Annotated in this window: 25 protein-coding genes; 14 read left to right on the forward strand and 11 right to left on the reverse strand. The window is 69.8% G+C overall.

The features are described 5' to 3' along the window. The first annotated feature begins 5 nt into the window (after positions 1-5). From ACWEPL_RS34295 to ACWEPL_RS34310, 4 genes are read left to right on the forward strand one after another with little or no spacing between them, the layout of a single operon-like run. Positions 6-1046, forward strand: a complete 1041-nt coding sequence (locus ACWEPL_RS34295) for an STM4014 family protein (protein WP_363962682.1) — start codon at positions 6-8, stop codon at positions 1044-1046. Positions 1047-1069: 23 nt separating this feature from the next. After that, complete coding sequence (locus ACWEPL_RS34300) at positions 1070-1861, forward strand: STM4013/SEN3800 family hydrolase (protein WP_449953505.1); 792 nt, start codon at positions 1070-1072, stop codon at positions 1859-1861. Beyond that, entirely contained in the window at positions 1848-3113 is a 1266-nt protein-coding gene (locus ACWEPL_RS34305) for an STM4012 family radical SAM protein (RefSeq protein WP_452438650.1), read from the forward strand. The genes ACWEPL_RS34300 and ACWEPL_RS34305 overlap by 14 nt, the downstream gene beginning before the upstream one ends. After that, positions 3107-3937 (forward strand): STM4011 family radical SAM protein, encoded by an 831-nt coding sequence (locus tag ACWEPL_RS34310; RefSeq protein ID WP_452438651.1) that lies wholly within the window; start codon positions 3107-3109, stop codon positions 3935-3937. The genes ACWEPL_RS34305 and ACWEPL_RS34310 overlap by 7 nt, the downstream gene beginning before the upstream one ends. 2 nt (positions 3938-3939) lie before the next feature. On the opposite strand, the gene ACWEPL_RS34315 is transcribed toward ACWEPL_RS34310, so the two are convergent. Further along, positions 3940-5313, reverse strand: a complete 1374-nt coding sequence (locus ACWEPL_RS34315; protein ID WP_452438652.1) for a DUF6745 domain-containing protein — start codon at positions 5311-5313, stop codon at positions 3940-3942. Next, a complete protein-coding gene (locus tag ACWEPL_RS34320) occupies positions 5313-5609 on the reverse strand; it encodes a hypothetical protein (RefSeq protein ID WP_350728630.1) in 297 nt (98 codons plus the stop codon). The genes ACWEPL_RS34315 and ACWEPL_RS34320 overlap by 1 nt, the downstream gene beginning before the upstream one ends. Before the next feature lie 271 nt (positions 5610-5880). On the opposite strand from ACWEPL_RS34320, the gene ACWEPL_RS34325 reads away from it, so the two are divergent. After that, the gene (locus tag ACWEPL_RS34325; RefSeq protein ID WP_452438653.1) at positions 5881-6642 is read left to right on the forward strand and encodes a hypothetical protein; all 762 of its coding nucleotides are present in this window, start codon (positions 5881-5883) and stop codon (positions 6640-6642) included. 296 nt (positions 6643-6938) lie between these two features. Here ACWEPL_RS34325 and ACWEPL_RS34330 read toward each other — a convergent pair whose 3' ends face one another. Next, positions 6939-7514, reverse strand: a complete 576-nt coding sequence (locus tag ACWEPL_RS34330) for a CGNR zinc finger domain-containing protein (RefSeq protein WP_452438654.1) — start codon at positions 7512-7514, stop codon at positions 6939-6941. A 55-nt stretch (positions 7515-7569) separates the two neighbouring features. Here ACWEPL_RS34330 and ACWEPL_RS34335 point away from each other — a divergent pair, with 55 nt between their 5' ends. Beyond that, positions 7570-8451 (forward strand): arginase family protein, encoded by an 882-nt coding sequence (locus ACWEPL_RS34335; RefSeq protein WP_452438655.1) that lies wholly within the window; start codon positions 7570-7572, stop codon positions 8449-8451. A 38-nt stretch (positions 8452-8489) separates the two neighbouring features. On the opposite strand, the gene ACWEPL_RS34340 is transcribed toward ACWEPL_RS34335, so the two are convergent. Next, a complete protein-coding gene (locus ACWEPL_RS34340; protein ID WP_452438656.1) occupies positions 8490-10046 on the reverse strand; it encodes a DUF4434 domain-containing protein in 1557 nt (518 codons plus the stop codon). A 96-nt stretch (positions 10047-10142) separates the two neighbouring features. Between ACWEPL_RS34340 and ACWEPL_RS34345 the strand changes: the two genes are divergently transcribed. Further along, on the forward strand, positions 10143-10925 hold the full coding sequence (locus ACWEPL_RS34345) for an SDR family NAD(P)-dependent oxidoreductase (protein WP_363963103.1): 783 nt from the start codon (positions 10143-10145) through the stop codon (positions 10923-10925). Positions 10926-10964: 39 nt separating this feature from the next. Here the strand turns inward: ACWEPL_RS34345 and ACWEPL_RS34350 are convergent, their stop codons facing one another. Then, on the reverse strand, positions 10965-11393 hold the full coding sequence (locus tag ACWEPL_RS34350; protein ID WP_452438657.1) for a VOC family protein: 429 nt from the start codon (positions 11391-11393) through the stop codon (positions 10965-10967). A 43-nt stretch (positions 11394-11436) separates the two neighbouring features. On the opposite strand from ACWEPL_RS34350, the gene ACWEPL_RS34355 reads away from it, so the two are divergent. From ACWEPL_RS34355 to ACWEPL_RS34385, 7 genes are all read left to right on the forward strand, one after another. Beyond that, on the forward strand, positions 11437-11883 hold the full coding sequence (locus ACWEPL_RS34355) for a MarR family winged helix-turn-helix transcriptional regulator (RefSeq protein ID WP_452438658.1): 447 nt from the start codon (positions 11437-11439) through the stop codon (positions 11881-11883). A gap of 109 nt (positions 11884-11992) precedes the next feature. Continuing rightward, positions 11993-13147: an ABC transporter ATP-binding protein gene (locus ACWEPL_RS34360; protein WP_350728623.1), complete on the forward strand. Its 1155-nt coding sequence runs from the start codon at positions 11993-11995 to the stop codon at positions 13145-13147. After that, positions 13140-14234: an ABC transporter ATP-binding protein gene (locus ACWEPL_RS34365; RefSeq protein ID WP_452438659.1), complete on the forward strand. Its 1095-nt coding sequence runs from the start codon at positions 13140-13142 to the stop codon at positions 14232-14234. Before ACWEPL_RS34360 ends, ACWEPL_RS34365 begins: the two co-directional genes overlap by 8 nt. After that, positions 14231-15127: a carbohydrate ABC transporter permease gene (locus ACWEPL_RS34370; protein WP_452438660.1), complete on the forward strand. Its 897-nt coding sequence runs from the start codon at positions 14231-14233 to the stop codon at positions 15125-15127. The genes ACWEPL_RS34365 and ACWEPL_RS34370 overlap by 4 nt, the downstream gene beginning before the upstream one ends. Before the next feature lie 61 nt (positions 15128-15188). Continuing rightward, positions 15189-15953, forward strand: a complete 765-nt coding sequence (locus tag ACWEPL_RS34375) for an ABC transporter permease subunit (protein ID WP_435054265.1) — start codon at positions 15189-15191, stop codon at positions 15951-15953. Positions 15954-15955: 2 nt separating this feature from the next. After that, positions 15956-16231: a DUF2160 domain-containing protein gene (locus ACWEPL_RS34380; protein ID WP_350728620.1), complete on the forward strand. Its 276-nt coding sequence runs from the start codon at positions 15956-15958 to the stop codon at positions 16229-16231. Between the two features lie 18 nt (positions 16232-16249). Further along, on the forward strand, positions 16250-18019 hold the full coding sequence (locus ACWEPL_RS34385) for an ABC transporter substrate-binding protein (RefSeq protein ID WP_350728619.1): 1770 nt from the start codon (positions 16250-16252) through the stop codon (positions 18017-18019). 53 nt (positions 18020-18072) lie between these two features. Here the strand turns inward: ACWEPL_RS34385 and ACWEPL_RS34390 are convergent, their stop codons facing one another. The 6 genes from ACWEPL_RS34390 to ACWEPL_RS34415 all read right to left on the reverse strand — a co-directional run bounded on the left by ACWEPL_RS34390 (position 18073) and on the right by ACWEPL_RS34415 (position 24690). Further along, complete coding sequence (locus ACWEPL_RS34390; protein ID WP_452438661.1) at positions 18073-19098, reverse strand: dienelactone hydrolase family protein; 1026 nt, start codon at positions 19096-19098, stop codon at positions 18073-18075. Continuing rightward, the gene (locus tag ACWEPL_RS34395) at positions 19088-20368 is read right to left on the reverse strand and encodes a Gfo/Idh/MocA family protein (RefSeq protein ID WP_452438662.1); all 1281 of its coding nucleotides are present in this window, start codon (positions 20366-20368) and stop codon (positions 19088-19090) included. The genes ACWEPL_RS34390 and ACWEPL_RS34395 overlap by 11 nt, the downstream gene beginning before the upstream one ends. A gap of 9 nt (positions 20369-20377) precedes the next feature. Beyond that, a complete protein-coding gene (locus ACWEPL_RS34400) occupies positions 20378-21661 on the reverse strand; it encodes an extracellular solute-binding protein (RefSeq protein ID WP_355191186.1) in 1284 nt (427 codons plus the stop codon). Positions 21662-21706: 45 nt separating this feature from the next. Further along, positions 21707-22573: a carbohydrate ABC transporter permease gene (locus ACWEPL_RS34405; protein WP_355191184.1), complete on the reverse strand. Its 867-nt coding sequence runs from the start codon at positions 22571-22573 to the stop codon at positions 21707-21709. Beyond that, positions 22557-23522: a carbohydrate ABC transporter permease gene (locus tag ACWEPL_RS34410; RefSeq protein ID WP_363962670.1), complete on the reverse strand. Its 966-nt coding sequence runs from the start codon at positions 23520-23522 to the stop codon at positions 22557-22559. The genes ACWEPL_RS34405 and ACWEPL_RS34410 overlap by 17 nt, the downstream gene beginning before the upstream one ends. A gap of 214 nt (positions 23523-23736) precedes the next feature. Then, positions 23737-24690 carry a LacI family DNA-binding transcriptional regulator gene (locus ACWEPL_RS34415; RefSeq protein WP_363962669.1) on the reverse strand — a complete coding sequence of 318 codons (954 nt, stop codon included), beginning with the start codon at positions 24688-24690 and terminating at the stop codon, positions 23737-23739. Positions 24691-24701: the final 11 nt, after the last annotated feature.

The raw sequence follows: 24701 nt of genomic DNA on the forward strand, positions 1-24701 counted from the left end.
GTGGCGTGCGGTTCGCCGTGGTCGGGACGCCCGGGGATCGGCGGGTGACGATGTTCCGGGACGCCGCGGTGGCCGCCGGGCTGGCGGAGCCCCACGTGATCCCGTGGCGGGACGTGCTGGCCGGGCGGGAGATCGGCGCGCCCGAGGGTTCGTTGCTGCGCGTGGATTCGCCGGGCGAGGACGCCGGGGCCGACGAGTTGCTGCGCGGGCCCGGGGATCCCGCGCGGGTCGGTGGCGGGGCGGCCTGGTTCAAGGCGTTCACGGCGGGGCTGTCGCGGGTGGCCGCCATCCCGGGTGTGCGGCTGCTCGGCGACGTCGAGGAGATCGCGGTGATGTTCGACAAGCGGCGCTGCCACGCCGTGCTGGCCGGGGCGGGGGTGCCGGTGCCGCCCGCGTTCGAGGCCGGTTCGTACGACGGGCTGCGGGCGGAGATGGAGCGCCGGGGCTGGTCCCGGGTGTTCGTCAAGCCCGCGCACGGTTCGTCGGCGTCCGGGGTGATCGCGTTCCAGGCGCACGGCGACCGGGTGCGGGCCGTCACGTCGGCGGCCTGGGTCGACGGGGTGCTGTGCAACTCGCTGCGGGTGCGCACGTACACCTCCGCCGGTGACGTGCGGCGGATCGTCGACTTCCTCGCCGGCGACGGGCTGCACGTCGAGCGGTGGTTTCCGAAGGCGTCCACCGGCGGGAGGGTGTTCGACCTGCGGGTGGTGACCGTGGCCGGGGTCCCGACGCACGCGGTGCTGCGGGCCGGCCGCAGCCCGATGACCAACCTGCACCTCGGCGGGTCGCGGGGTGATCTGGACGCCGTACGGTCGCGGCCGGACCTGTGGGAGCGGGTGCTGGAGGCGTGCTCGCGGGCGGCGGCCTGCTTTCCCCGGAGCCTCAGCACGGGGGTGGACGTCATGGTGGGAGCGGATTGGCGGTCGGTGGCGGTGGCCGAGGTGAACGCGTTCGGGGATCTGCTGCCGGGGTTGGGGGATCTCGCGGGGAACGGGCGGGACACGTACGCCGAGCAGGTACGCGCGGTCCTGGCGGGGGCGCGGTGAGCACAGGCGAGCCGGCGTTCGACATGAACGGGATCGTGGGGAGCCACGACATCCTCCTCGTCACGCTCGACACGCTCCGCCACGACGTCGCGGTCGCGCTCGAGGCTGCCGGGCTGCTGCCGAACCTCCTGCCGCCCGGCGCGTCCTGGGAGCGGCGGCACAGCCCGGGCAGCTTCACGTACGCCGCCCACGCCGCCATGTTCGCCGGGTTCCTGCCCACTCCGGTGACCCCGGGGCCGCATCCCCGGCTGTTCGCGGCCACGTTCCCGGGCAGCGAGACCACCGGGGGGCGCACGTGGGTGTTCGACGCGCCCGACCTGCCCGCCGGCCTCGCGCGGGCCGGTTACCACACGGTGTGCGTCGGCGGCGTCGGCTTCTTCAACAAGCTGACCCCGCTCGGGTCCACGCTGCCGAGCCTGTTCGCCGAGAGCCACTGGGAGCCGGCCTTCGGCGTGACGAACCCGTCGTCGCTGGAGCGCCAGATCGACCGCGCCGAGGAGGTGCTGGCCGACCGGCGCGAACCGGTCTTCCTGTTCGTCAACGTGTCGGCCCTGCACCAGCCGAACCACTTCTACCTGCCGGGAGCCGCCGGAGACTCGCTGGAGAGCCACGCGGCGGCGCTGCGGTACGTCGATCGGCACATCGGACGCCTCTACGCGCTGATGCGCCGCCGCCGTCCCTGCCTGGTGATCGTCTGTTCCGACCACGGCACGGCGTACGGCGAGGACGGCCACGTCGGCCACCGGATCGGCCACGAGGTGGTCTGGACGGTCCCCTACACCGAGTTCGTTCTGGAGAGCAATGCGGCCTTATGAGGGTTACGTCTACGCCTATCCGCACAAGACCGCCTACCGGCCGCTCGATCCGCGACCGCGGCTCAAAGAGGTGTGGGCCGGGGAACGGCCGGGCGCGTTGTACGTACACATCCCGTTCTGCGAGATGCGCTGCGGCTTCTGCAACCTCTTCACCCGCACCGGCGCCCCGGAGGAGCTGGTCGCGGCCTACCTCGACGCGCTGGAGCGGCAGGCCGTCCAGGTACGGGACGCGCTGGAGGAGACCGCGTTCACCACGGCCGCGTTCGGTGGCGGGACGCCGACGTACCTCAGTGCTCGCGAGCTGACCCGGCTGTTCGACCTGACTGAGCGCACGATGGGGGTGGATCTCGCCCGGATCCCGCTTTCGGTGGAGACCTCCCCCGCCACCGCGACCCCCGACCGCCTGTCCGTCCTGGCCGAGCGCGGCACGTCCCGCGTCTCGATCGGCGTGCAGAGCTTCGTCGACGCCGAGGCCCGCTCCGCCGTACGCCCGCAGAAGCGGGCCGAGGTGGACGCGGCCCTCAACGCGATCAGGGCCTCGGGCGTGCCGGTGCTCAACATCGACCTGATCTACGGCATCGACGGGCAGACGCCGGAGTCGTGGCTGTACTCGCTGGACACCGCGCTCGGGTGGCGGCCCGAGGAGCTGTACCTGTACCCGCTCTACGTCCGGCCGCTGACGGGGCTCGGCGAGCAGGGCCGGGCATGGGACGACCAGCGGCTCGAACTGTACTGGGCCGGGCGCGAGCACCTGCTGGCCGCCGGGTACGAGCAGGTTTCGATGCGGATGTTCCGGCTGCCCGGCACGGGTTCGACCACCGGCTACTGCTGCCAGACCGACGGGATGGTAGGGCTGGGGTGCGGGGCGCGCTCGTACACGAGCGAGCTCCACTACTCGTTCGAGTACGCCGTGGGGGCGCGGCACGTGCGCTCGATCATCGACGACTACGTGCGGCAGGACGAGTTCGACGTGGCCAACGTGGGCTTCTCCCTGCCGCTCGAGGAGCGCAAGCGGCGCCACCTCATCCAGTCGCTGCTGCAGGGCGACGGGCTCTCGCGGCGGCTGTACGCGGAGCGGTTCGGCGGAGACGTGCTGGCCGACTTCGCCCTGGACGAGTTCGGCGAGTGGCTGCTGGCGGACCCGGCGACGGTCCGGCTGACGCCGGAGGGGCTGGCCTACTCCGACGCGATCGGGCCCGCCCTCTTCTCGCCCGAGGTCAGGAGGCTCATGGAGGGGTACGCGGCATGCTGACCATCCTCTACCGCGGGCCCCTCGCGAGCTGCGACTACGACTGCGCCTACTGCCCGTTCGCCAAGCGGCGCGACAGCCCCGAGCAGTTGCGGGCCGACCGGGAGGCGCTGGAGCGGTTCGCGGGCTGGGTGGGCGAGCAGCCGTTCGAGGTGTCGGTGCTGTTCACGCCGTGGGGTGAGGGCCTGGTCAGGTCGTGGTACCGCCGGGCCCTCGTGGAGCTCTCCTGGCTACCCAACGTCGCCAAGGTCGCCATCCAGACGAACCTGAGCTGCCGTACCGACTGGCTCGCCGAGGCGTCGGACCGGGCCGCGCTGTGGGTGACGTATCACCCGACGCAGGTCACGTACGACCGCTTCCTGGGCAAGCTCCGCTCGCTGCCGGTGCGCCACAGCGTCGGCATCGTCGGCGACCCCGCGCACCTGCCGCACGCGCGGCGGCTGCGGTCGGACCTGCCCGAGCAGACGTACCTGTGGGTGAACGCCGAGGAGGGCCGCCTCTACACCGACGAGGAGGCGGCCGAATGGTCGGCGATCGACCCGCTCTTCCACGTCAGCCGCTTCCCGCACCGGAGCGCCGGGCTGCCGTGCCGGACGGGCGACAGCGTGATCTCGGTGAACGGCGACGGCACCGTGCGCCGCTGCCACTTCATCCCGGAGATCCTGGGCAACCTGTACGACGGCTCCTACCGCGCGGCGCTGCGGCCCCGGCCCTGCCCCGCCGCGGCCTGCGACTGCCACATCGGCTACGTGCATCTGGAGCCGCTCGGCCTCTACGACGTCTTCACCGGCGGCATCCTCGAACGCATCCCGGCGGTCTGGCCCTGACCTCAGGTCTCGCGTTCGGGCCGGTAGTCCTCCTCAGTGACCCCGAACGTCCACGCGACGCCCTCCCGCGCCCGCTCCACCCACGGCGGCACCCGCAGGAAGTAGGTGCGACTGGTGCCGTCGGGCTCGGGCGTGGAGTTGACGACCTCCACCATGGCCAGCGGTTCGTCGTCGGAGAGCTCCACCCGCCACAGGACGCCCGTCTCGTCGGAGTGCACCGGCTTGGCCCCCGACTCGGCCAGGTAGCGGTCGAGGCCGAAGTGCTCCAGCATGGCCCGGCGCAGCTCGGCGTTCTCCTCTTCGCGGATCCGCTCGACGGTCAGCTCGCGCATCGCGGCGCCGAAGTCGGCCGGAACGGGCATGCCGTGCCAGGCGTGCAACGCGAACCCGTCGGAGTAGGACAGGGCCGGGCCAACGGCCCGATGCAGCCGCCCCACCTCGTCGAGGTGCAGCTCGGCGGGGCGCTCCGTGACGATCGCCAGCCGCTCGAACGGCCACCACCAACCGGTCCGCTCGGCCGTCCGCTTGAGCCCGTCGAGCCCGTCGAACGCCGACAGCCAGGGGGCGTCGTGCTGCCCCAGCACCGCGTCGAGCGTCACCCGGCGCAACGCCACACCGACCTGACCAGCCTCGCCGCCCCCGCCGGCCTCGCCGCCCCCGCCGCCGAGCTCGGCGATGCCCCGGCGGATGTCGTTGACCAGCCGGTTGACCTGCGGCCAGAGCCGTCCGCCGGTCTCGTCCCACAAGGCCGCCCAGCCGACGGGGCCCAGCTCGGCGTGGGCGGCCGCCCTGGCCCGCTCCCATGGCACCGTACGGACCGCGTCCCGCACCGACCGGCCGGGATCCCCGTACGACTCCCACGACCTGAGCGCCTCACCCACCGCCCGGCGCAGCTCTGGAACGCCCTGGTCACCGGGCTCCTGCTCGTCGGAACTGCTCTCGCCACGCGGATCGCGCATCACGGCGCGGCCATCCCCCGACGAGCCGTCCCCACTCGGTGACCCGGTCGGCGAGCCGCCGCCGCTCGGTGACCCGGTCGGCGAGCCGTCCCCACTCGCTGACCCGGTCGGTGAACCGCCGCCGCCCGCCGACCCGGTTGATGAGCCGTCCCCGCTCGCTGACCCGGTCGGCGAGCCGCCGTCGCTCGGTGAGCGGTCCGGCAGGACCCCCAACCCGGCCTCCTCCAGGGCGCGGCGTACCGCGTCGCCGCCCGTCAGCCAGGCCGCCGCGACGGCACCGGCCGCGGGCGAGGGCAGCACCAGCACGTGTTCGGGCTCGGCCAGCCCGGCCTCGCGGTACGCCTGCCGGACGGCCGCCTCCGGATCCTCGCCCGGCCCGGTGGCCACGGCCACCTGCTCCCACGTCAAGGTCGTCATCAGTCGGCCACCACCCGGTAGGAGCCGGGCACGTATTCACGCTGCCTGATCACCCTGTACCAGCCCTTGGGCAGCGAGATCGCGGCGTGCTCCTCGTGCACGAGCCGCCCGCCTTCGGGCAGGTGCAGGAAGCCGCCGGCCAGGGTGCCGGGGCCGGGGATCGCGTGGCAGTGTCCGGTGGCCTCGCCATAGGCCAGCACCAGCCGCCCGCGAGCGTCCCGCGGCTCCGGCCGCAGCGTGCGCGGGGCGGACTCCTCCGGCACGGGCATGATCAGGATGTCGCCCTGTCGATACATCGACCAACCTCCATCGTCGGGGGATGATCGAAAGCTATCGACCCGGACCGACAATTCCCGCTGCCCGGGACGCCGCCGCAGGGGGCGCGGGGGCAGCGGCCTTCGGGAGCGGGGGGCAGCACCGATAGCGGGGGGCTCAGCGGCGGCGGGCGCGGGACGCCGCGCGCCCACGCCCGCATGCGACCGGATCCCAGAGCTGTTCGCTCATGCCTTCAAGATCCTCGACATCGACTTCCCGACCCCTTCCGAGGTCGCTGTAGTCGATACCGATATGACGGAAATAGTGCCGATTGAGCGGCGCGCTGACACGGTGATGATGTTCACCTCCCGGTGGGGGTCCAAAACCGTGGTGATCATCGAGTCACAGTCACGCATAGACGACGACAAGGCGTCTGCGTGGGCCTATTACCTCAGCCACGCGCACATCAAGTTCCGCTGTCCCGTCATGCTCCTCGTGACCTGCCAGGACGAGGCCACGGCCACATGGGCCCGCGAGCCGAAACGGATCGGCCTGCCCGGCTGCCCGTGCTTGATCGTCCATCCCATAGCGCTCGGCCCTGACAACGTGCCTCAGATCATCGACCCGGCCGAAGCGTGCGAAGACGCGGTGCTCACCATGTTCTCGGCACTCACCCATGCGCGTTCACCCAAGGTCAATGCGATACTGAAGGCCCTGGACGTCGCGCTGACCGCGGTCGACACCGACACCGCCGCATACCTCGCCGAACAAACGGAAATAGGCCTCGGAAACACTAAAGCCCGGCAAATCTGGAGATCTCTGATGGCCATGCAGAACTATCGATTCAAATCCGAGTTCGCGGAGATGCTCCGGGCCGAAGGACGTGCCGAAGGACGGGCCGAAGGTGAGGCTCGTGGCGAAGCGAAGTCCGTGCTGAAGATCCTGGAGCAGCGCAACATACCTGTCTCGGACTCCACCCGGGAGAGAGTCCTGGCATGCACCGACCTCGCCCTCCTTGAGAGCTGGCTCGTCCGATCACTCAAGGCCACCACCGCCGAAGAGCTCTTCGATTGAAGATCCGGCTCAGCTGAAGCCCCACCGCTGAACCCCCTCCATCACGCCCTGCATGAAACCGGCACCGCGTCAGCCCAGCCACTCACGCCAACGGCACCCCTGCACATCCGGCGACGCGCCATGACAACGCGATGAGCGGGCGGCGCGACCAGACGACCTTCTCCAGCGGACCTCATGGAGGCGTTCGCGCCCGACATCATCCCGCTCCCCCGTAGAAGATCCAGCGCAAGATCGGCCAGATCTCCGCCGGACCGGTACACGTGCCGGTCGCCGGGATATCGCCGTACGCCCGAGGCTCAGCGGCGGCGGGCGCGGGAGGCGGCGGCGTGGGCGCGGTTGGCGCAGCGGGTCGAGCAGAACTGGCGCTTGCCCGGGCGGCTGTGGTCCACGAAGGCGTCCTTGCAGGGGTCGGCCGCGCAGAGGCGCAGCCGTTCCCAGTCGCCCGAGGCGGACAGGTCGAGCAGCTCGGCGACGGATCGTACGGCGAGCCGTTCGGCGAGGTCGGCTCCCTCCGGGGCGGTGAGGCGTTGTCGGGGTGCACCGTCCGAGTCCTCCACCGCCACCCGGATCGGCAGTTCGCCCGCCCACTCCGCCAGGGCGCGCGTCCGATCGGGAGGGTCGCAGGACAGCACGGAACGCAGCCGCTCCCGGACTGCCCGCACCGCCCGCAGGTCCCCCGCGTCCGGCCCGCCGGTTCCCGCCGAGTCCTCGCTCGGCGCACCACTGAGCGGCTCCCCCACCGACAGCACCCTCGCCCGCGTCTCCGGTGAAAGGTGCAGTTCGTGGCAGAAGCGGTGCAGGGCCGCCGTGTCGGGCAGGCGCTCCGGGTCGTCCAGGTACTCGTCCCACGTGTTGGCCAGATCCAGTGCCACAAGACCCGTTTCAGCGAACTGGCGCATCCATCCCCCCTCTGTTACCGTCACGACTATGAACAGAATAACCCCTGACAGGCACCTGACGATCCTCGACGCCCCGTCCAATCTCGGCCTGCGCCCGCTCGCCCCCGACACCATCCCCGGCTGCTACAAAGCCCCCTGGGCGCTGCGGAACGCGGGCCTCGTGCAGCGGCTCGGCGCCGCCGACGCGGGGACGCTGGTCCCGCCCCGCTATGTCGCCACATGGGCGCCCGGGAGCGGCGTGCGCAACGGCCCAGCCATCGCCTCGTACGCCCGCAGGCTCGCCGACAAGGTGACCGGCATCCGGGCGGCGGGAGGGTTCCCGGTGCTGCTCGGCGGGGACTGCTCGATCCTGCTCGGCCCCGCCCTCGCCCTGCGCAGGAGCGGGCGGTACGGGGTGGCGTACCTGGACGCGCACGCCGACTTCCGGCACCTGGGCAACAGCCCGCACGTCGGGTCGGCGGCCGGGGAGGACCTGGCGCTGATCACCGGGCGCGGTGACGACTACCTGGCGGACATCGACGGGCTGCGTCCGTACGTCAGGGACGAGGACGTGATCGTGATCGGGGTCCGGGACGAAGAGGACTTGCGGGACATCGCGGACAGCGGCATCGCGCACCTTCCGGGCACCGACATCTCCCTCGACGACGCGAGCAAGGTGCTGGCGCGTGACGAGCTCGACGGGTTCTGGATCCACGTGGACGCCGACGTCCTCGACCCGTCCGTGCTGCCCGCCGTGGACTCCCCCACCCCGGGCGGGCTCGACGCCGCGCAGCTCACGGAGCTGATCCGCGGCCTGGCGCAGCTGCCGGGAGCCGCCGGCCTGGAGGTGACGATCCTCGATCCCGACCTGGACGAGGACGGCAGCCAGGCCGCCCTCCTGGCGGACATCCTCGTGTCGGCGCTGACCTAAGGCGCTGACCTAAGGGGCTGACCTAACGGCCTAACGGCCTAACGGATCGTGTAGCCGCTCGTGCTGGAGTGGCCGGTCTCGTTCGTGGCGGTGATCGAGGTCCAGGGGCCCGTGGGTACGTACGGGGCCCACGCCGACTCCAGCCGCCCCCGCCCGTACCACTCCTGCCTGACCACCGCCCCCTGCGGGTCGAAGCGGAGCGTCCCGCCGCGCAGGTTGTAGCCCTCGACGAGGATGCCCTGCCGCCCGTTCATCTCCTTGCGGGTGGCGCCGACGATGATCGGCTGCCGCCAGCCGTTCACGATGTCGTCGGCCAGCGAAGGTGTGTCGTAGCGGGCCTGGCAGGTGAAGAACGGGTCCCACCCATAAGAGATGATTTTTCCGGCGTAGGTCCCCGCCGCCATCACCTGCGTATCGATCCGGCCCTTCGTGGTACGCCCGCGCAACGGCAGCGGATCCACCCGCCCGCACTCCCCGTCCACCGGCGTCGGCTCGAACCCCTCCACGTTCACCCACAGCTCCACCCCGGACGGTACCCGCCGCGCCGCGGCCTCGATGTAGTCGCGCGTGGACCCGTAGTACGCCCGGGCATTGCTCACATCCCCGACCACCGGCGCCAATCGCGGAGCGACGTGCGCCTCCTCCTCATGAACCCCGTACACCGGCACCTTCCCCGTCCCCCGCCCGTCCTGCACGGCGACGGCCATGGGCGCCCCGGCCCGGGTCGCGGCGATGTCCGCCAGCCCCTTCTCCACCTGCCCGGGCGGGAACCCGCGCCCCCTCCGGGCGTCGATGTACGGGCTGACCACGATCTTCTTCCCGGGCAGGGCCGCGGCGACGACCGCGTGCTGGGCCGCGTACAGCTCGATGATCGGATCCTTCGACCCCCGCCCCCGCATGGCCAGCTCGAACGACTGGTAGACCCCGCCGAACGCCGCCGACCTCCCGAACCGCTCCCGGTAGTCGGCCAGCACCCGCGCGGTGAAGGCGCTCAGCGCGGGGGTGTGCGCGCTGTCGGGCTCCCACGGCTTGCCCTCCTGCTGCGGTGCGGCGGGCAGCCCGGGGAACACCGTCATCCCGTACGCGGCCGCCTCGGTCATCAGGTTGCCGAGCCCGTCGCCGTCCGTGGAGACGAGCACGAGATCCTGGACGGGGTCCGCGCAGGACCCGGCCAGCGAGACCCGGTAGAAGATCCGGCCCCGGCTCTCGATCCGCCGGTCCAGCCCCGGGCAGCGCAGCAGCCCCTTCCCGAACTCCTCGCTGGTCACGTACGTGTAGACGTGACGGACCCCGGGCACCTCGGCGCACGGCCGCCCGTCCACGAGGCAGTCGGCGAAGACGGGATCCTCGCGGGCGCTGAACCTCGGCCCGAACGTGATGAGCGTGTCGCCGCCGATCGCGTGGACGGCCTCGACCATGCGCCGCGTCACGCACGGATCGGCGCGGGGGATGACCCAGTAGCCGGTGACGGCGTACGGGGCGACGACCCGGGTGTCGCGCGACTGGCACTCCTCCACCCCGGAGGAGTCGCCGGGCACGACCAGACTCGCCGCGAAGGCGCCCGCCACGACCAGCCACAGGATGATCCGGTGCACCCACGCCCCTTCCACGCCACCCCAAGCCTACGCATCCGGCGCGCCGTGCACGTGTCCCGGCGTGACCTCCGGCACCTGATCACCGACAATGACATGGTGCGCATCGATCTCAGCGGCAAGACCGCGCTGGTCACCGGCTCGACTCAGGGCATCGGGGCGGCCATCGCCGAAGGGCTGGCGCTGGCGGGGGCCCGCGTCGGGATCAACGGCCGCACCGAGAGCTCCGTCGCGATGGCGATGGAGCAGATCGGCGTCGGCGACCTGATCGAGGCTCCAGGCGACGTGACTTCGGACGAGGGCTGCGCGGCGGTGCTGGACGCGCTGCCGCAGGTGGACATCCTGGTCAACAACCTGGGGATCTTCGGGGCCAGGCCCGCGCTCGAGATCGACGACGCCGAGTGGCGGCGCTATTTCGAGGTCAACGTGCTGGCCGCGGTCCGGCTCACCCGTACGTACCTGCCGGGCATGATCGAGCGCGACTGGGGGCGGATCCAGTACATCGCCAGCGACTCCGCCGTGGCCATCCCCGTCGAGATGATCCACTACGGCATGACGAAGACCGCGCTGCTGGGCGTCTCCCGGGGCTTCGCCAAGGCGGCGGCGGGCACGGGGGTGACGGTCAACTCGGTGCTCGCCGGGCCGACGCACACGGGGGGCGTGGAGGAGTTCGTCTACCAGCTCGTGGACAAGGACCTGCCGTGGGAGGAGGCGCAGCGGGCGTTCATGCGGGAGCACCGGCCACAGTCGCTGCTGCAGCGCCTGATCGAGCCCGAGGAGATCGCGAACATGGTCGTCTACCTCAGCTCGCCCTTCGCCTCCGCGACCACGGGCGGCGCGGTGCGGGTGGACGGCGGCTACGTGGACTCGATCCTCCCGTGAAGACCTCCTCCGAAGATCTCCCCTGAAGATCTTCCATGATCAGTACGACTGGAGCTCGATGAGGTTGCCCTCCGGGTCGCGCAGGTGCGCGGTCCGCAGGGTGGGCGCCCAGTCGGGGCGGTCCTGGGGCGGGGCGACGACCGTGGCGCCGTGGCGGGTCAGGCAGTCGGCGGCCGCGTCGACGTCGTCCACCTTCATGACCAGCATGGCCGTGTCCTGAGCCGTGTCCTGAGCCGTGTCCTGAGCCGTGTCCTGAGCAGCCTGGGGCAGGTCCGCGGTGCCGACAGCGGCCGCGAGCCGGTCCCGGCCGAACAGGACCAGCCCGGCCTGCCCCTCGATGTCCCAGTTGGCGTATCCGGGCAGGACCTTCACCGGCTCGACGCCGAGCAGCTCGCGGAGCACGGCCTGGTAGAAGGCGGCACTGGCCGGGAAGTCACGCACCAGCAGGCGGGGGTAGAGCGCGTCCATCGGAAGCCTCCAGCGAGAAATAGTGGGTAACTACCAATTATTGGTGACAACCTACACTAGGGGCATGGACCTGCCGCCCACCCTGCTCGCGATCACGACCTTCGTCCTGCACAAGGTCGGGGTGGGGAGCCGCCGCGCCGTGGCGGCCCGGCTGGCGGACGAGGCCGGGCTGAGCCTGTGGCAGTTCGCCGTGCTGGCCACCCTGGCCGACTCCGGACCCGCCGCCCAGCGCGAGATCGGCGGCCGGCTGGGGCTCGATCCGAGCGACATGGTGCGCCTGATGGATGAGCTGATCGGCGCGGGGCTGGCCGAACGCGACCGCGACCCGGCCGACCGGCGGCGCTACCGGGTCTCGCTGACGCCCGCGGGCCGCGACGCGCTGGAGCGGGGGCGGGCCCTGGTGGAGCGCGTGGAACGGGAGACGCTGGCGCCGCTGACGGCGGACGAGCGGGAGCGACTCCACGAGCTGATCACGAAAATCTTCAGATAACGGCGATGAGCAGGGAAAAAGCCGCCGGAGTGATAGGCCCGGCCGTTCACGGCTGTCCCGACATCGAATCGTGATTACTCATCCGTCACATTCTGCACAGCAACACCACATGCCCTCTTTGCACACAGTTACAGATCATGTTAGATGGAGGCGAGCAGAGAGGACCGGCACAGTGACGCTGATTCTCGATGGCGTCTTCGTACGGCAGCGCGGGGAGACCTGGCTTGACGACGTTCGCCTGGAATTATCCAACGGAATGACCACACTCGTCGGCCCGATGACCGCGGGAAAAACGACATTGATGCGCGTCGCCGCCGGACTGTTACCGCCGGATTCGGGCCGCGTCCTGGTCGACGGAAAAGACGTCACCGCGATTTCGGTGCGGAAACGCTCGGTCGCCTTCGTCTATCAGCAATTCATCAATTACCCGTCCCTGACCGTCCACGAGAACATCGCCTCTCCCCTCCGCCTCGACCCGAAGTTCCGGGGCGCGGGGATCGACCGCCGGGTGCGCGAGGTCGCCGAGCTCATGGGCATCGCGGGGCTGCTCGACCGCCGCCCCGCCGAGCTGTCGGGCGGCCAGCAGCAGCGCACCGCCATCGCCCGGGCGCTGGCCCGCCCCGTTGACCTGCTGCTGCTCGACGAGCCGCTGGCCAACCTGGACTTCAAGCTCCGCGAGCAGTTACGCGCCGACCTGAAGACCATGTTCGCCGACTCCCCCGGCGTGGTCCTCTACTCCACGGCCGACCCGAACGAGGCGCTGACGTTCGCCGCCCCGACCGTGGTCCTGGGCGAGGGCAGGATCCAGCACGTCGGCGACGTGGCCGAGATGTACGCGCACCCGCCGACGCTGGCCGTGGCCGCCACGCTCAGCGACCCCCCGCTCAACCTGCTGCCCGGCGTCGTACGCGACGGCCGGATCGAGGTCCTGGGCACGTCGTTCCCCGCGCCCCGCGCGCACGCGTCGGGCCGCGAGGTCATGCTCGGCATCCGCCCCCACCAGGTGAGCATCGAGCGCGCCGGCCCGGGGGCGCTGGAGCTGCCCGCCGAGATCAGGCTGGCCGAGGTGACCGGCAGCGCGACGTTCGTGCACCTGCTCCTGCAGGGGAGCGTGCACCTGGTCGCGCACCTGACGGGCACCCGGCTGTTCACGCCCGGCGAGTCCGCGGTCGCGTACGTGGACCCGGCCCATGTCTTCGTCTTCGACGAGGACGGCGGGCGCCTGCTCGCCACCAGCGCCGCGGAGGTCGACCTGCATGGCTGACATCCGCCTGGAAGGCGTGGGCCACAGCTACGACGGCGGCGAGACCTGGGCGCTCAAGCCGATGACCTGGACCTGGCAGAGCTCCCGGGCGTACGCGCTGCTCGGCCCGAGCGGCTGCGGCAAGACCACGCTCCTGAACATCATCTCCGGCCTGCTCACCCCCACGGTGGGCCGGATCTTCTTCGACGACCGCGACGTCACCGACGTGCCCACCTCGGGCCGGAACATCGCGCAGGTCTTCCAGTTCCCGGTCCTGTACGAGGAGATGTCGGTCTACGACAACCTCGCCTTCCCCCTCCGGAACCGGAAATATCCGAAGAAGGAGATCGACGAGCGGGTCCGCGAGGTCTCCCGGCTCCTGGGCCTCGACCACCTGCTCGGCCGCAGGTCGCGCCGCCTGGACGCGGGCCGCCAGCAGATCGTCAGCCTGGGCCGCGGCCTGGTGCGCTCCCAGGTGGCGGCGGTGCTGCTGGACGAACCGCTCACCGTGGTCGACCCGGCGCTGAAGTGGACGCTGCGCAGCAAGCTCAAGGAGATCCACCGCGACACCGGACACACGCTCGTGTACGTCACGCACGACCAGACGGAGGCGCTGACGTTCGCCGACGAGGTCGTGGTGCTCAACGACGGGGCGATCGTGCAGGCGGGCGAGCCGGCCGAGCTGTTCCTGTCGCCGGCGCACGAGTTCGTGGGGCACTTCATCGGCTCGCCCGGCATGAACATGCTCCCGGCCGAGATCGTCGGCGACGTCGTACGCGTCGGCCAGGCGGACGTCGGCCAGGTCTCCGGTGAGCTGCTTCCCGGGCCGGTCAGGATCGGGGTGCGCCCCGAGTTCGTCGAGATCACCGGCGCGGGCCGGTCGCCGGGCGTACCGGCCACGGTGACCGGGATCGACCGGATGGGCGCGTACGACCTGGTCCACGCCAGGGTCGGCGAGCACCCGATGATCGCCAGGACCGAGGCGGGCTCCCCGTACCGGCCCGACTCGGTCGAGTTCCTCCACTTCCCCGCGGACCGGACGTTCCTGTTCCGGGACGAGGTCAGGTGCGGCTCCCTCGCGCCCTTGAACGGAAGGGGTACGGCGTGACCGAGGTCCAGGAGGAGCCGCGGGCCGCGGACCTGAAGCGGAAGGACAACCGGGCCTGGTTGCTGGTGCTGCCGGTGGTCGTGTCGGTGGCGTTCACCGCCGTGATCCCGCTGATGACCGTGGTCAACTTCTCCGTGCAGGACGTCTTCAACCCCAATGACCGGATCTTCGTGGGCCTGGAGTGGTTCCGCGAGATCTCGCGCGACCCCGAGGTGCGCTCGGCGTTCGTGCGGACGCTGCTGTTCTCGGCGCAGGTGCTGCTGCTGGAGATCCCGCTCGGGGTCGCGCTCGCGGTGGTGATGCCGCGCCGCGGCTTCTGGGTGTCGGTGGCGCTGGTGCTGGTCGCGCTGCCGCTGCTCATCCCGTGGAACGTGGTGGGCACGATCTGGCAGATCTTCGCCCGCGGCGACATCGGGCTGGGCGGCTGGACGATCAACAACGTCCTCGGGATCAACTTCAACTACACGCTGGACTCCACGGACGCCTGGATCACGGTCCTGATCATGGACATCTGGCACTGGACGCCGCTGGTGGCGCTGCTGGCCTACGCGGGCCTGCGCTCGATCCCGGAGCCGTACTTCCAGGCCGCGCAGATCGACGGCGCGTCGGCGTGGGCCACGTTCCGGCACATCCAGCTGCCCAGGCTGCGCGGGGTGCTGACGATCGCGATCCTGCTCAGGTTCATGGACAGCTTCATGATCTACACCGAGCCGTTCGTGGTGACGGGCGGGGGCCCGGGGAACGCCACCTCGTTCCTCAGCATCCTGCTGTCGAAGATCGCGGTCGGGCAGTTCGACCTGGGCCCGGCGGGCGCGTTCTCGCTGCTCTACTTCCTGATCGTGCAGATCCTCTGCTACGTCTTCTTCACCGTGCTGACCAGGTCGGGGAGGTGACCCGATGGCCAGGCGCACCGAGCGGCGACTGCCCTGGGCACGGACGGTCTTCTGGCTGTACGTGGCCACGCTGATGCTGCCGCTGCTGTGGATGTTCGGCATGTCGATCCGGCCGAACGAGGACATCCTCGGCAGTTTCTCGCTCATCCCGCAGCGCGTGACGTTCGACAACTACGCCACTTTCTTCTCCGACTCCTCCTGGTATTCGAGCTATCTGAACTCCATCATCTACACCTCGATGAACGCGGTGATGTCGCTCGTCGTGGCGCTGCCGGCGGCGTACGCGTTCTCGCGGTTCCGTTTCGCCGGGGACAAGCATCTGTTCTTCTGGCTCCTGACGAACCGCATGGCGCCGCCGGCGGTGTTCCTGCTGCCGTTCTTCCAGATTTACCAGAGTGTCGGGCTCTTCGACACGCATCTCGGCGTCGCCATCGCGCACATGCTCTTCAACGTGCCGCTCGCCGTGTGGATACTCGAGGGCTTCATGTCGGGAATTCCCCGGGAAATCGACGAGACCGCGGCGATCGACGGCTATTCGCTGCCGCGTTTCTTCATTCGTATATTCCTGCCGATGATCCGGTCCGCGATCGGCGTGACGCTGTTCTTCTGCTTCATGTTCAGCTGGGTCGAGCTGCTGATCGCCAGGACCATCACCTCGGTGAACGCCAAACCGATCGCCGCCACGATGACGCGGACGGTGAGCGCGGCAGGCGTGGACTGGGCGCTGCTGGCGACGGCGGGCGTGCTCACCATCGTCCCCGGCGCGATCGTCATCTGGTTCGTCCGCAACTACATAGCCAAGGGATTCACCATGGGGAGGGTCTAGGGATGCTGGAGTGGATGGTCTGGACCGTCCCGACGGCCCTGGTGTTCGCCGGGCTCGCCCTGCTGCTGGTCGTCATGGCGGTCTGGGCCCGCGTCTCCCCTCCCGTGGCCAGGCGCGGCTTCCTGCGCATCGAGACCGACCGTGGCGACCGGCTCTACATCGGCCTGATCAGCGCGGCCGTCGTGCTGGCCGGCTGGATAGCTGTCACCGACCTGTCCATGTGGCTCGCACTCGGTTGCGCGCTGCTGGTGGCGGTCGTGATCGGGATATGGGGCTAACAGAGGAGGAGCCGAGCGATGAGGCATCGGGCAGGCAGGTCCGCGGCGGTAGGTCTGGCCGCGCTCGTCCTGGTAGTGGCCGGCTGCACGCAGGGCGCGAAGAAGCCCACGAGTGATTTCAAGGAGTCCGACGGCAAGGCCGCGGCGCAGCGGTGGGTGACGGAGGAGTTCACGCCGAGCACCCTGTCCAAGGACCAGCAGCTGGCGGAGATGGACTGGTTCATCAAGGCCGCGGCGCCGTACCGGGGCATGCAGATCAACGTGGTCTCCGAGACGATCACCACCCACGAGTACGAGTCTCAGACACTGGCCAAGGCGTTCACCGAGATCACCGGGATCAAGATCAAGCACGATCTGATCCAGGAGGGTGACGTCATCGAGAAGCTGCAGACCCAGATCCAGGGCAACCAGAACATCTACGACGCGTACGTCAACGACTCCGACCTCATCGGCACCCACTCGCGCGGCGACTACGTCTTCCCGCTGTCCGACTACATGGCGGGCGAGGGCAAGAACGTCACCTCACCCACGCTCGACCTGGACGACTTCATCGGCATCAGCTTCACCACCGGCCCCGACAAGAAGATCTACCAGCTCCCCGACCAGCAGTTCGCGAACCTGTACTGGTTCCGCTACGACTGGTTCACCGACCCGGAGATCAAGAAGCAGTTCAAGGCCGCGTACGGCTACGACCTGGGCGTCCCGGTCAACTGGGCGGCCTACGAGGACATCGCCGACTTCTTCACCAACAAGATCAACGGCAACGGGACCATCGACGGCAAGAAGGTCTACGGCCACATGGACTACGGCAGGAAGGACCCGTCGCTGGGCTGGCGCTTCACCGACGCCTGGCTGTCCATGGCGGGCAACGGCGACCCCGGCATCCCCAACGGCCTGCCGGTGGACGAATGGGGCATCAGAGTCGAGAACTGCCGCCCGGTCGGCTCATCGGTCACCCGCGGCGGCGACGTCAACGGCCCCGCGGCGGTCTACGCGCTCACCAAGTACGTGGACTGGCTGAAGAAGTACGCGCCCCGGGAGGCCGCGGGCATGAACTTCAGCGAGGCGGGCCCGGTCCCGGCGCAGGGCAACATCGCCCAGCAGGTCTTCTGGTACACCTCGTTCACGGCCGACATGACCAAGCCCGGCCTGCCGGTCGTCAACAGCGACGGCACACCCAAGTGGCGCATCGCGCCGAGCCCGCACGGCGCCTACTGGAAGCAGGGCAACAAGCTCGGCTACCAGGACGCCGGCTCGTGGACGCTGCTCAAGAACACGCCGCAGGACCGCCGGGCCGCGGCCTGGCTGTACGCGCAGTTCGTCACGTCGAAGTCGGTGTCGCTGAAGAAGTCGATCAAGGGCCTGACGTTCATCCGCGACTCCGACATCCGCAGCGACTTCTTCTCCGAGAACTCCAAGAAGTACGGCGGGCTCATCGAGTTCTACGCCTCGCCGGCCCGCAAGCAGTGGACCCCGACCGGGACGAACGTCCCCGACTATCCCAAGCTCGCCCAGCTCTGGTGGCAGAACGTGGCCACCGCGGTGACCGGTGAGACGACCGCCCAGCAGTCGATGGACAACCTGGCCAAGCAGCAGGACGAGATCCTGGCCCGGCTGGAGCGGCGCGGCTACGGCGGCAACTGCGCGCCGAAGCTGAACCCGGAGCGGCCCGCCCAGTACTGGCTCGACCAGCCGGGCGCGCCCGCGCCGAAGCTGGCCGACGAGCGGGGCAAGCCGGAGACGCTCGACTACGACAAGCTCATCGCCACGTGGAAGTCGGGTAACTAGCGCCGTTCAGGAGCGCCGCCGCCCGGGGGCAGGTCCCGGGCGGCGGCATTCTCCTAGGCCTTCAACCGCTGAGCCAGCCAGTCGAAGGCCTGCTCCTGCCTGGTCACGTCGAAGCTGTGGGGCACGTCTGCCCACACCGCCTCGTAGGCGTCAGGAGCCTCGCGATAACGTTCCTCGATCATGGTGTGCGCCCGGCGCATGCCCGGCTCGGGGAAGAGCTCGTCGCGCAGGGCGTACTGGACCATGAGCGGCTCGGGCGCGCGGGCGGCCACCAGGTCGGGCCAGTCGCCCAGGCGCGGCAGCCCCGGCGGCCAGAGCATCCAGGTGTGCTTCTCGACGTACCCGTCGATCATGTCGCGGTAGGAGGAGACCATCGCGGCGACCACGACGGCCCGCATGTCAGGGTCGAACGCGCCGAGCAGCGCGGCCCGCAGGCCGCCGCCGGAGAGCCCGACGCATCCGACGGTGCCCACGTCGGGCCTCGATCGGAGGTACGCCGCCGCGGCCAGGTCCTCGCCCGCCGCCACGCCCGCGAAGGATGTGCCGAGCGCGGCACAGTACTTGGCGACCACGTGCTCGTGATCCCTGGCCGCCGCGTCGTAAGCGCCGGGCTCGTCGACGCCGAGCGGGAAGCGGCGGCTGCCCCAGGTGAGCACGTCGGGGGCCAGCACCACGAACCCTCGCCGGGCCAGCTCGTTCGCGTACGCGCGACCGCCGTAGAGCCGCTCGCGGACCCGCTGGACCTCGAGGGATGGACCGGAGGGACCGTCGGCGATCTTCTCCTTGCCCACCCACTTCATCCCGCCGTGGCAGTGCAGCGCCACGACCCCGGGCAGCGGCCCGGCCGCGTCCCTGGGGCGCAGGAGGTAGGCGTGGGTGCGCGGCCCGAACCCCACCGACCAGGAGAGCTCCTCCCCGGCGAGATCCCCGTCCGTCCACGAGCGCTCGACCCGCACGTCACCGGCGGCCAGGTCGAGCACCCCCATCGCGGCGCGCGCAGCCCGCCGCAGCTCGGGCCCCGGAAGAGACGGGTACGGCCCAAGCTGCGCGGCGGCGACCTCGGCCAGCTCAGCGAACACGCGTGCCGTCGTCCACCAGGTGCACCGGCTCGCCGGTCGCGGCCGACACGTTGGCCGAGTGGCCGGTCAGCACGCTGCGGATCCCGTCGCGGTAGCCGGCCTGCCGGGCCAGCGGGTCGTCGCCGGGGCCGCGGAAGACGTCGTTCAGCAGCAGCCGGTCGCCGCCGCCGTGGCCGCCGGCGCCGCTCTCGATCGGCACCTCCTCCGCCTCGCTCCAGTGGCGGTGCAGGGTGAGCTTCTCCCAGGAGTCGGCCTTGTGCTTCTTGGAGGCGGAGCTCGGGTCGATGGCCGCGTGCGGCGGGGTCCACGCCCGCTCGACGACCTCCAGCTCCAGCCGCCCGCCCGTGCCGTTGAACGCCACCCGGTAGCCCTCGGCGGGCGCGTAGGCGTTCAGCGCGTAGGTGAGCACGGCGCCGTTGGTGTAGCGGACCATCACCGACATGGTGTCGTCGATGGTGATCCCGTCGCTGAAGACGTCCTGGTCGCGGAGGTAGCCGTCCTCGTGCTCGGCGTCCAGGTAGAGCCGCTTGAGCCGGGGGTCCTTGGAGATGTCCAGGATGAACGGGTCCGTGCCGAGACCTGGGGCGCCCTGGCCCCGCACCGGACGGTCGGTGACGCCGCGCTCGCGGGCGTTCTCCGAGCCGTAGAAGCGCAGGTCGGCCTGGGCGAAGACGGTCTGCGGGGCGGCGGCCAGCCACCAGTTGACCAGGTCGAAGTGGTGGGTGGACTTGTGGACGAGCAGCCCGCCCGAGTTGATCCGCTCGCGGTGCCAGCGGCGGAAGTAGTCGGCGCCGTGGATGGTGTCGAGCGTCCACTCGAAGTGCACGGACGTCACCCGGCCGATCGCGCCCTCCTGCAGCAGGCGGCGCACGGCCGAGTTACGCGGCGAGTAGCGGTAGTTGAACGTGACGATCAGCTTGCCGCTGCTGCGCTCGGCCGCCTCGGCGATGGCCGCGCAGTCCTCGGCGTCGATGGTGAGCGGCTTCTCCACGATGACGTCACGCCCGGCGTCGAGCGCCGCGCACACGTACCGGGCGTGCGTGGCGTCGACGGTGGTGACAATGACCGCGTCGGCGAGCTCGAGCACCTTGTCGAACTCATCGGGCGCGAAGCGCGGCACCTCGTGACCGATCCGCTCGACGTAGTAGTCCATGCGGGTCCGGTTCGTGTCGCACAGGGCGACGATGGTGCCGGCGTCGCGCCACTCCCCGAGCAGCGCGTCGACATACATCTGCGCACGATGCCCGAGCCCGACGAACGCGTACTTCATGTCTCTCCTTTAGCCTGCGATCGAGGCGTTGGCCTCGGTGATGAACTTCTGCGCGGCGTCGTCGGGGGTCATCCTGCCGAACAGGACCTCCTCGGAGTAGCGCGTGAGGATGTCTTCCATGGCGCTGGCGCCCTTCGGCGGAGCGGCCGGCGGGTCGGCCAGCTCGCCCTTGACCTTGTCGAGGAACTCCAGCGTCTTCTTGTCCGTGGGCGGCAGCTTGTCCTTGACCGCCGCCAGCACCTTGGAGCTGGCCGGCAGGCCGCGGTCGCTGAGGATGATCCCGCCCGCCTCAGGGTCGTTGATCATGAAGTCGATGAACTTGGCGGCCTCGGCCGCGTGCTCGGACTTCGACGAGGCGGTGTAGAACATCGCGGGCTGCAGGAACATGCCGCCGGTGGTGGCGCCCGGCAGCTTCGGCATCCGGAGCAGGTCCACGTCCTTGCCGGACTTCTTGGCGATGCCGCCGAGCTGGTTGCTCCACCACATGCCCATCGCGCCGGTGCCGGTGGCCAGCAGCGACTGGTCCACGCTCTGGGCGCCGATCTCGGCGGTCTTGGCGGCGTCGGGCGAGCCCTTGGTCTTGATCAGGTTCTGGTGAGTGGCCCACCAGGCTTTGATCGTCTCGGGCGAGACGCCGATCTTGTTGCCGTTGTAGAAGGGCTCGCCCTTCTGCGCGGCGAAGATCTGCAGGTAGGCCGGGTTGAAGCTCTGCTGCGTGCCGTAGATCTTCCCGGCGCTCTTCTCGCTGACCTTCGACGCCAGGTTGACGTAGTCGTCCCACGTCCACTTGGTGTCGTCGGGGAGCTTCTGCCCCGCGGCCTCCAGCTCGGTCGGGCTGACGACCAGGGAGAAGGCGTTGACGCCGGTGGGGATGGCGAACTGCTTGCCGTCGATGGCGCCGGTGGCCAGCACCTTGGGGTCGATGTCGCCGGTGTTGACCGAGCTGGCCAGGTCGGCCAGCGTGCCGCGGTCGGCGTACTCGCGCAGGCCGCGGATCTCGAGGGTGATGACGTCCGGCGCGTCACTGGCCGCGACCTTGGTGGACAGCGACTCGTAGTATGCCGCGAAGTCGGAGAACTCGCCCTCGACGTCGATGGTCGGGTTCTTGGCCTCGAACTTCTTGATCGCCTCTTCGGTCATCTGCTGCCGCGCGGCGCTACCCCAGTAGGAGAAGCGCAGCTTGACCTTGCCATCGGCGCTTTCGCCGCCGCTGCCGCTGCCGCAGGCCGCGGTGACCGCCAGCATCGCGGTGGCGAGCAATGCCGCCGACCACACCTTCTTGCCAGAGCTCACGGCTCTACCTCCTAGGGGTTTCCTCTTGTTGGGGGGTGGATGGAGCTACTTCAGCCCCGTCGTGGCCACGCCACGGATCAGGTACTTCTGGCCGGCCAGGAAGAAGCCGAAGATGGGACCGAGCGCGATGATCGACATGGCGAACATGGGTCCCCATTGCGAGTCGCTGCTGGCGTCCAGGAACGTGCGCAGCGCGACCGGGACGGTGAAGTTGTCCGGGTTGTTGAGGTAAAGGAGCTGGCTGAGGAAGTCGTTCCACGTCCAGATGAACGTGAAGATCGCGGTCGTGGCCAGCGCGGGCAGGCAGAGCGGCATGACCACTCTGATGAAGATGCGCCAATAGCCCGCTCCGTCGATCTCGGCCGCCTCGTCCAGCTCCCTCGGCAGCGTACGGATGAACTGCACCATGAGGAAGACGAAGAACGCGTCCGTCGCCAGCACCTTGGGCATCACCAGCGGCCAGATCGTGTTGATCAGGTCGAGCTTCGAGAACATGATGTACTGCGGCACGATCACGACGTGGTGGGGCAGCATGATCGTGCCCAGCATGATGGCGAACCAGAGCTTCTTCAGCGGGAAGTTCAGCCGGGCGAAGGCGTAGGCCGCCAGCGAGCAGGCCACCAGGTTGGCCACCACGGACAGCGCGGTGACGACCGCGGAGTTCCACAGGTAGTAGCCGAAGGGGTGCTTCAGCGCCGTCCAGCCCTCGGTGTAGTTGTCGAAGGTGACCTGGCTGGGCCACAGCCCCGGCTCCCGGAAGATCAGCTCCTCCGGCTTGAGCGAGCTGGAGATCATCCAGAGCAGCGGATAGAGCATGACCAGGCCGAAGCCGATCAGCAGGATGTGCTTGACCACCGGCCCGCCCTTGAGGGGGCGGAACAGCACCGGGAGCGGCCTACTTGGTGTCGCCATAGAAGACCCAATACTTAGACGCGAGGAAGTTCACTCCGGTCAGGGCGGCGATGATGAGCAGCAGGATCCACGCCATCGCCGCGGCGTAGCCCATGTCGTAGCTCTTGAACCCCTTCAGATAGAGGTAGAGCGTGTAGAAGAGGGTGGAGTCGGCCGGGCCGCCCTTGCCGTTGCTGACGATGAACGCCTGCGTGAACGACTGGAACGACTTGATCACCTCGAGCACGAGGTTGAAGAAGATGATCGGCGTCAGCAGCGGCAGCGTGATCGAGCGGAACTGGCGCAGGGTCCCGGCGCCGTCCACCGCCGCCGCCTCGTAGTAGCTGCTGGGGATCTGGCGCAACCCGGCGAGGAAGATGATCATCGGGGCGCCGAACGTCCACACGTGCAGGAGGATCAGCGTGCCCAGCGCCGTGTCGGGGTCGCCGACCCAGCCGGGCCCCTGGATGCCGAAGATCGACAGCGCCGCGTTGACCAGGCCGTCGGCGCCGAAGACCTTGCGCCAGAGGATCGCGATCGCGACGCTGCCGCCCAGCAGCGAGGGCAGGTAGAAGATCGAACGGTAGAACGACAGCCCGCGCAGCCCCCGGTCGAGCACCAGGGCCAGCCCCAGCGCGAAGGCCAGCTGCAGCGGGACCGACACGACCACGTAGATCGTGGTCACCTTCAGCGAGGACATGAACCTCTCGTCCTCGGTGAACATCTTGACGTAGTTGTCCAGCCCGACCCACTTGGCCTCCTTGAGGAGGCTGTAGTCGGTGAAGGACAGGTAGAGCGAGGCGATGATCGGGCCGACCGTGATGACAAGCAGGCCGACGAACCAGGGCGCCAGGAACAGGTAGGCGGCCCTGGCCTCGCGGCGGGCGCGTAGGGAGCGGGGTCCGCCTCCGCCGGCCTGCGTGGCCGGTTCGCGCGGGGCTCGGGTCTTCACCGCCACCGTGTCAGCCATGACGGAACTCATTCGTCATTCACGGACCTTCCGGCGAGATGTGAATGGATAGCGCTTTCCTATAGCTGGCGGGAAAGTTACGTCAACCCTTTGCAGACGTTACATAGCCGTTACCGATATATCGTTACGACGTTTTCCCAGGTAGAGAGCCTGCCTGTCCGAGAAGTCAGATGAATTCGCTGCTCAGTTAGTACAACCGTTTGCAGCCGACCCGCTACCGTGGCGGAGCGGTGGAGTCCCTGATCACCAGGCGCGTCTCCAGCGAGGTGGTGGCCGTGACCTCCTGGATGAGCAGATCCACGGCGAGCCGGCCGGCCGCGGCGGTGGGCATGGCGACAGTGGTGAGCTTGGGGCGGTTCAGCCGTCCGGAGACGATGTCGTCGATCCCGACCACGCTGACGTCCCGCGGCACGCTCAGCCCCAGGTCACCGAGCCCTTCGATGAGCCCGATCGCCACCAGGTCGTTGTAGGCGAGCACGCCGGTCGCCCCGGAGTCCCGCACCCGCCGCGCGGCGGCGAGCCCGCCCCGCTCGGTGGGCGCGTTGGGGCCGATGGCGACCAGCTCGACGCCCTCCACCTGTTCGGCGGCCGTACGGATCTCCGCGCTGGTCCACGAGCCGGCCGGGCCCGACACGAGCGCCACGCGGCGGTGCCCGAGCCCGGTCAGGTGCTCGACCGCCAGCCTGGCCCCGTGGCCGACGTCCATCAGGACCGTGGCGGCGCCGCGCAGCCGCCGGTTGATCACCACGAACGGCACCCGCGCGGCCAGCCGTTCCAGCGCCTTGTTGGACGAGCGCGGGCTGCACAGCACCAGGCCGTCCACCTGTTTGGAGAACGCCTGCACCAGCTCCTCCTCGGTGGCCGCCTCCTCGTCGGTGTCGGCCACGAACAGGTGGTAGTCGCGCTGCCGGGCCGCCGAGTGGGCCGCCTTGATCAGCGGGGGGAAGAACGGATTGGCGATGTCGGCCACGATCAGGCCGAGGTTGTGGGTGCGGCCCGTCGTGAGCGCCCTGGCCGCCCGGTTGGGGCGGTATCCCAGCTCCTCGGCCACCGTGAGCACCCTGGTACGGGTGGCCGCGTTCACCATGTGCGGTGCGGAGAACGTCCGCGACACGGTCGATACATGGACACCGGAAGCCCGGGCCACATCACGAATCGTCACTGTCACAGTCGCCCACC

Source organism: Nonomuraea sp. NPDC004186 (genome assembly GCF_053603495.1).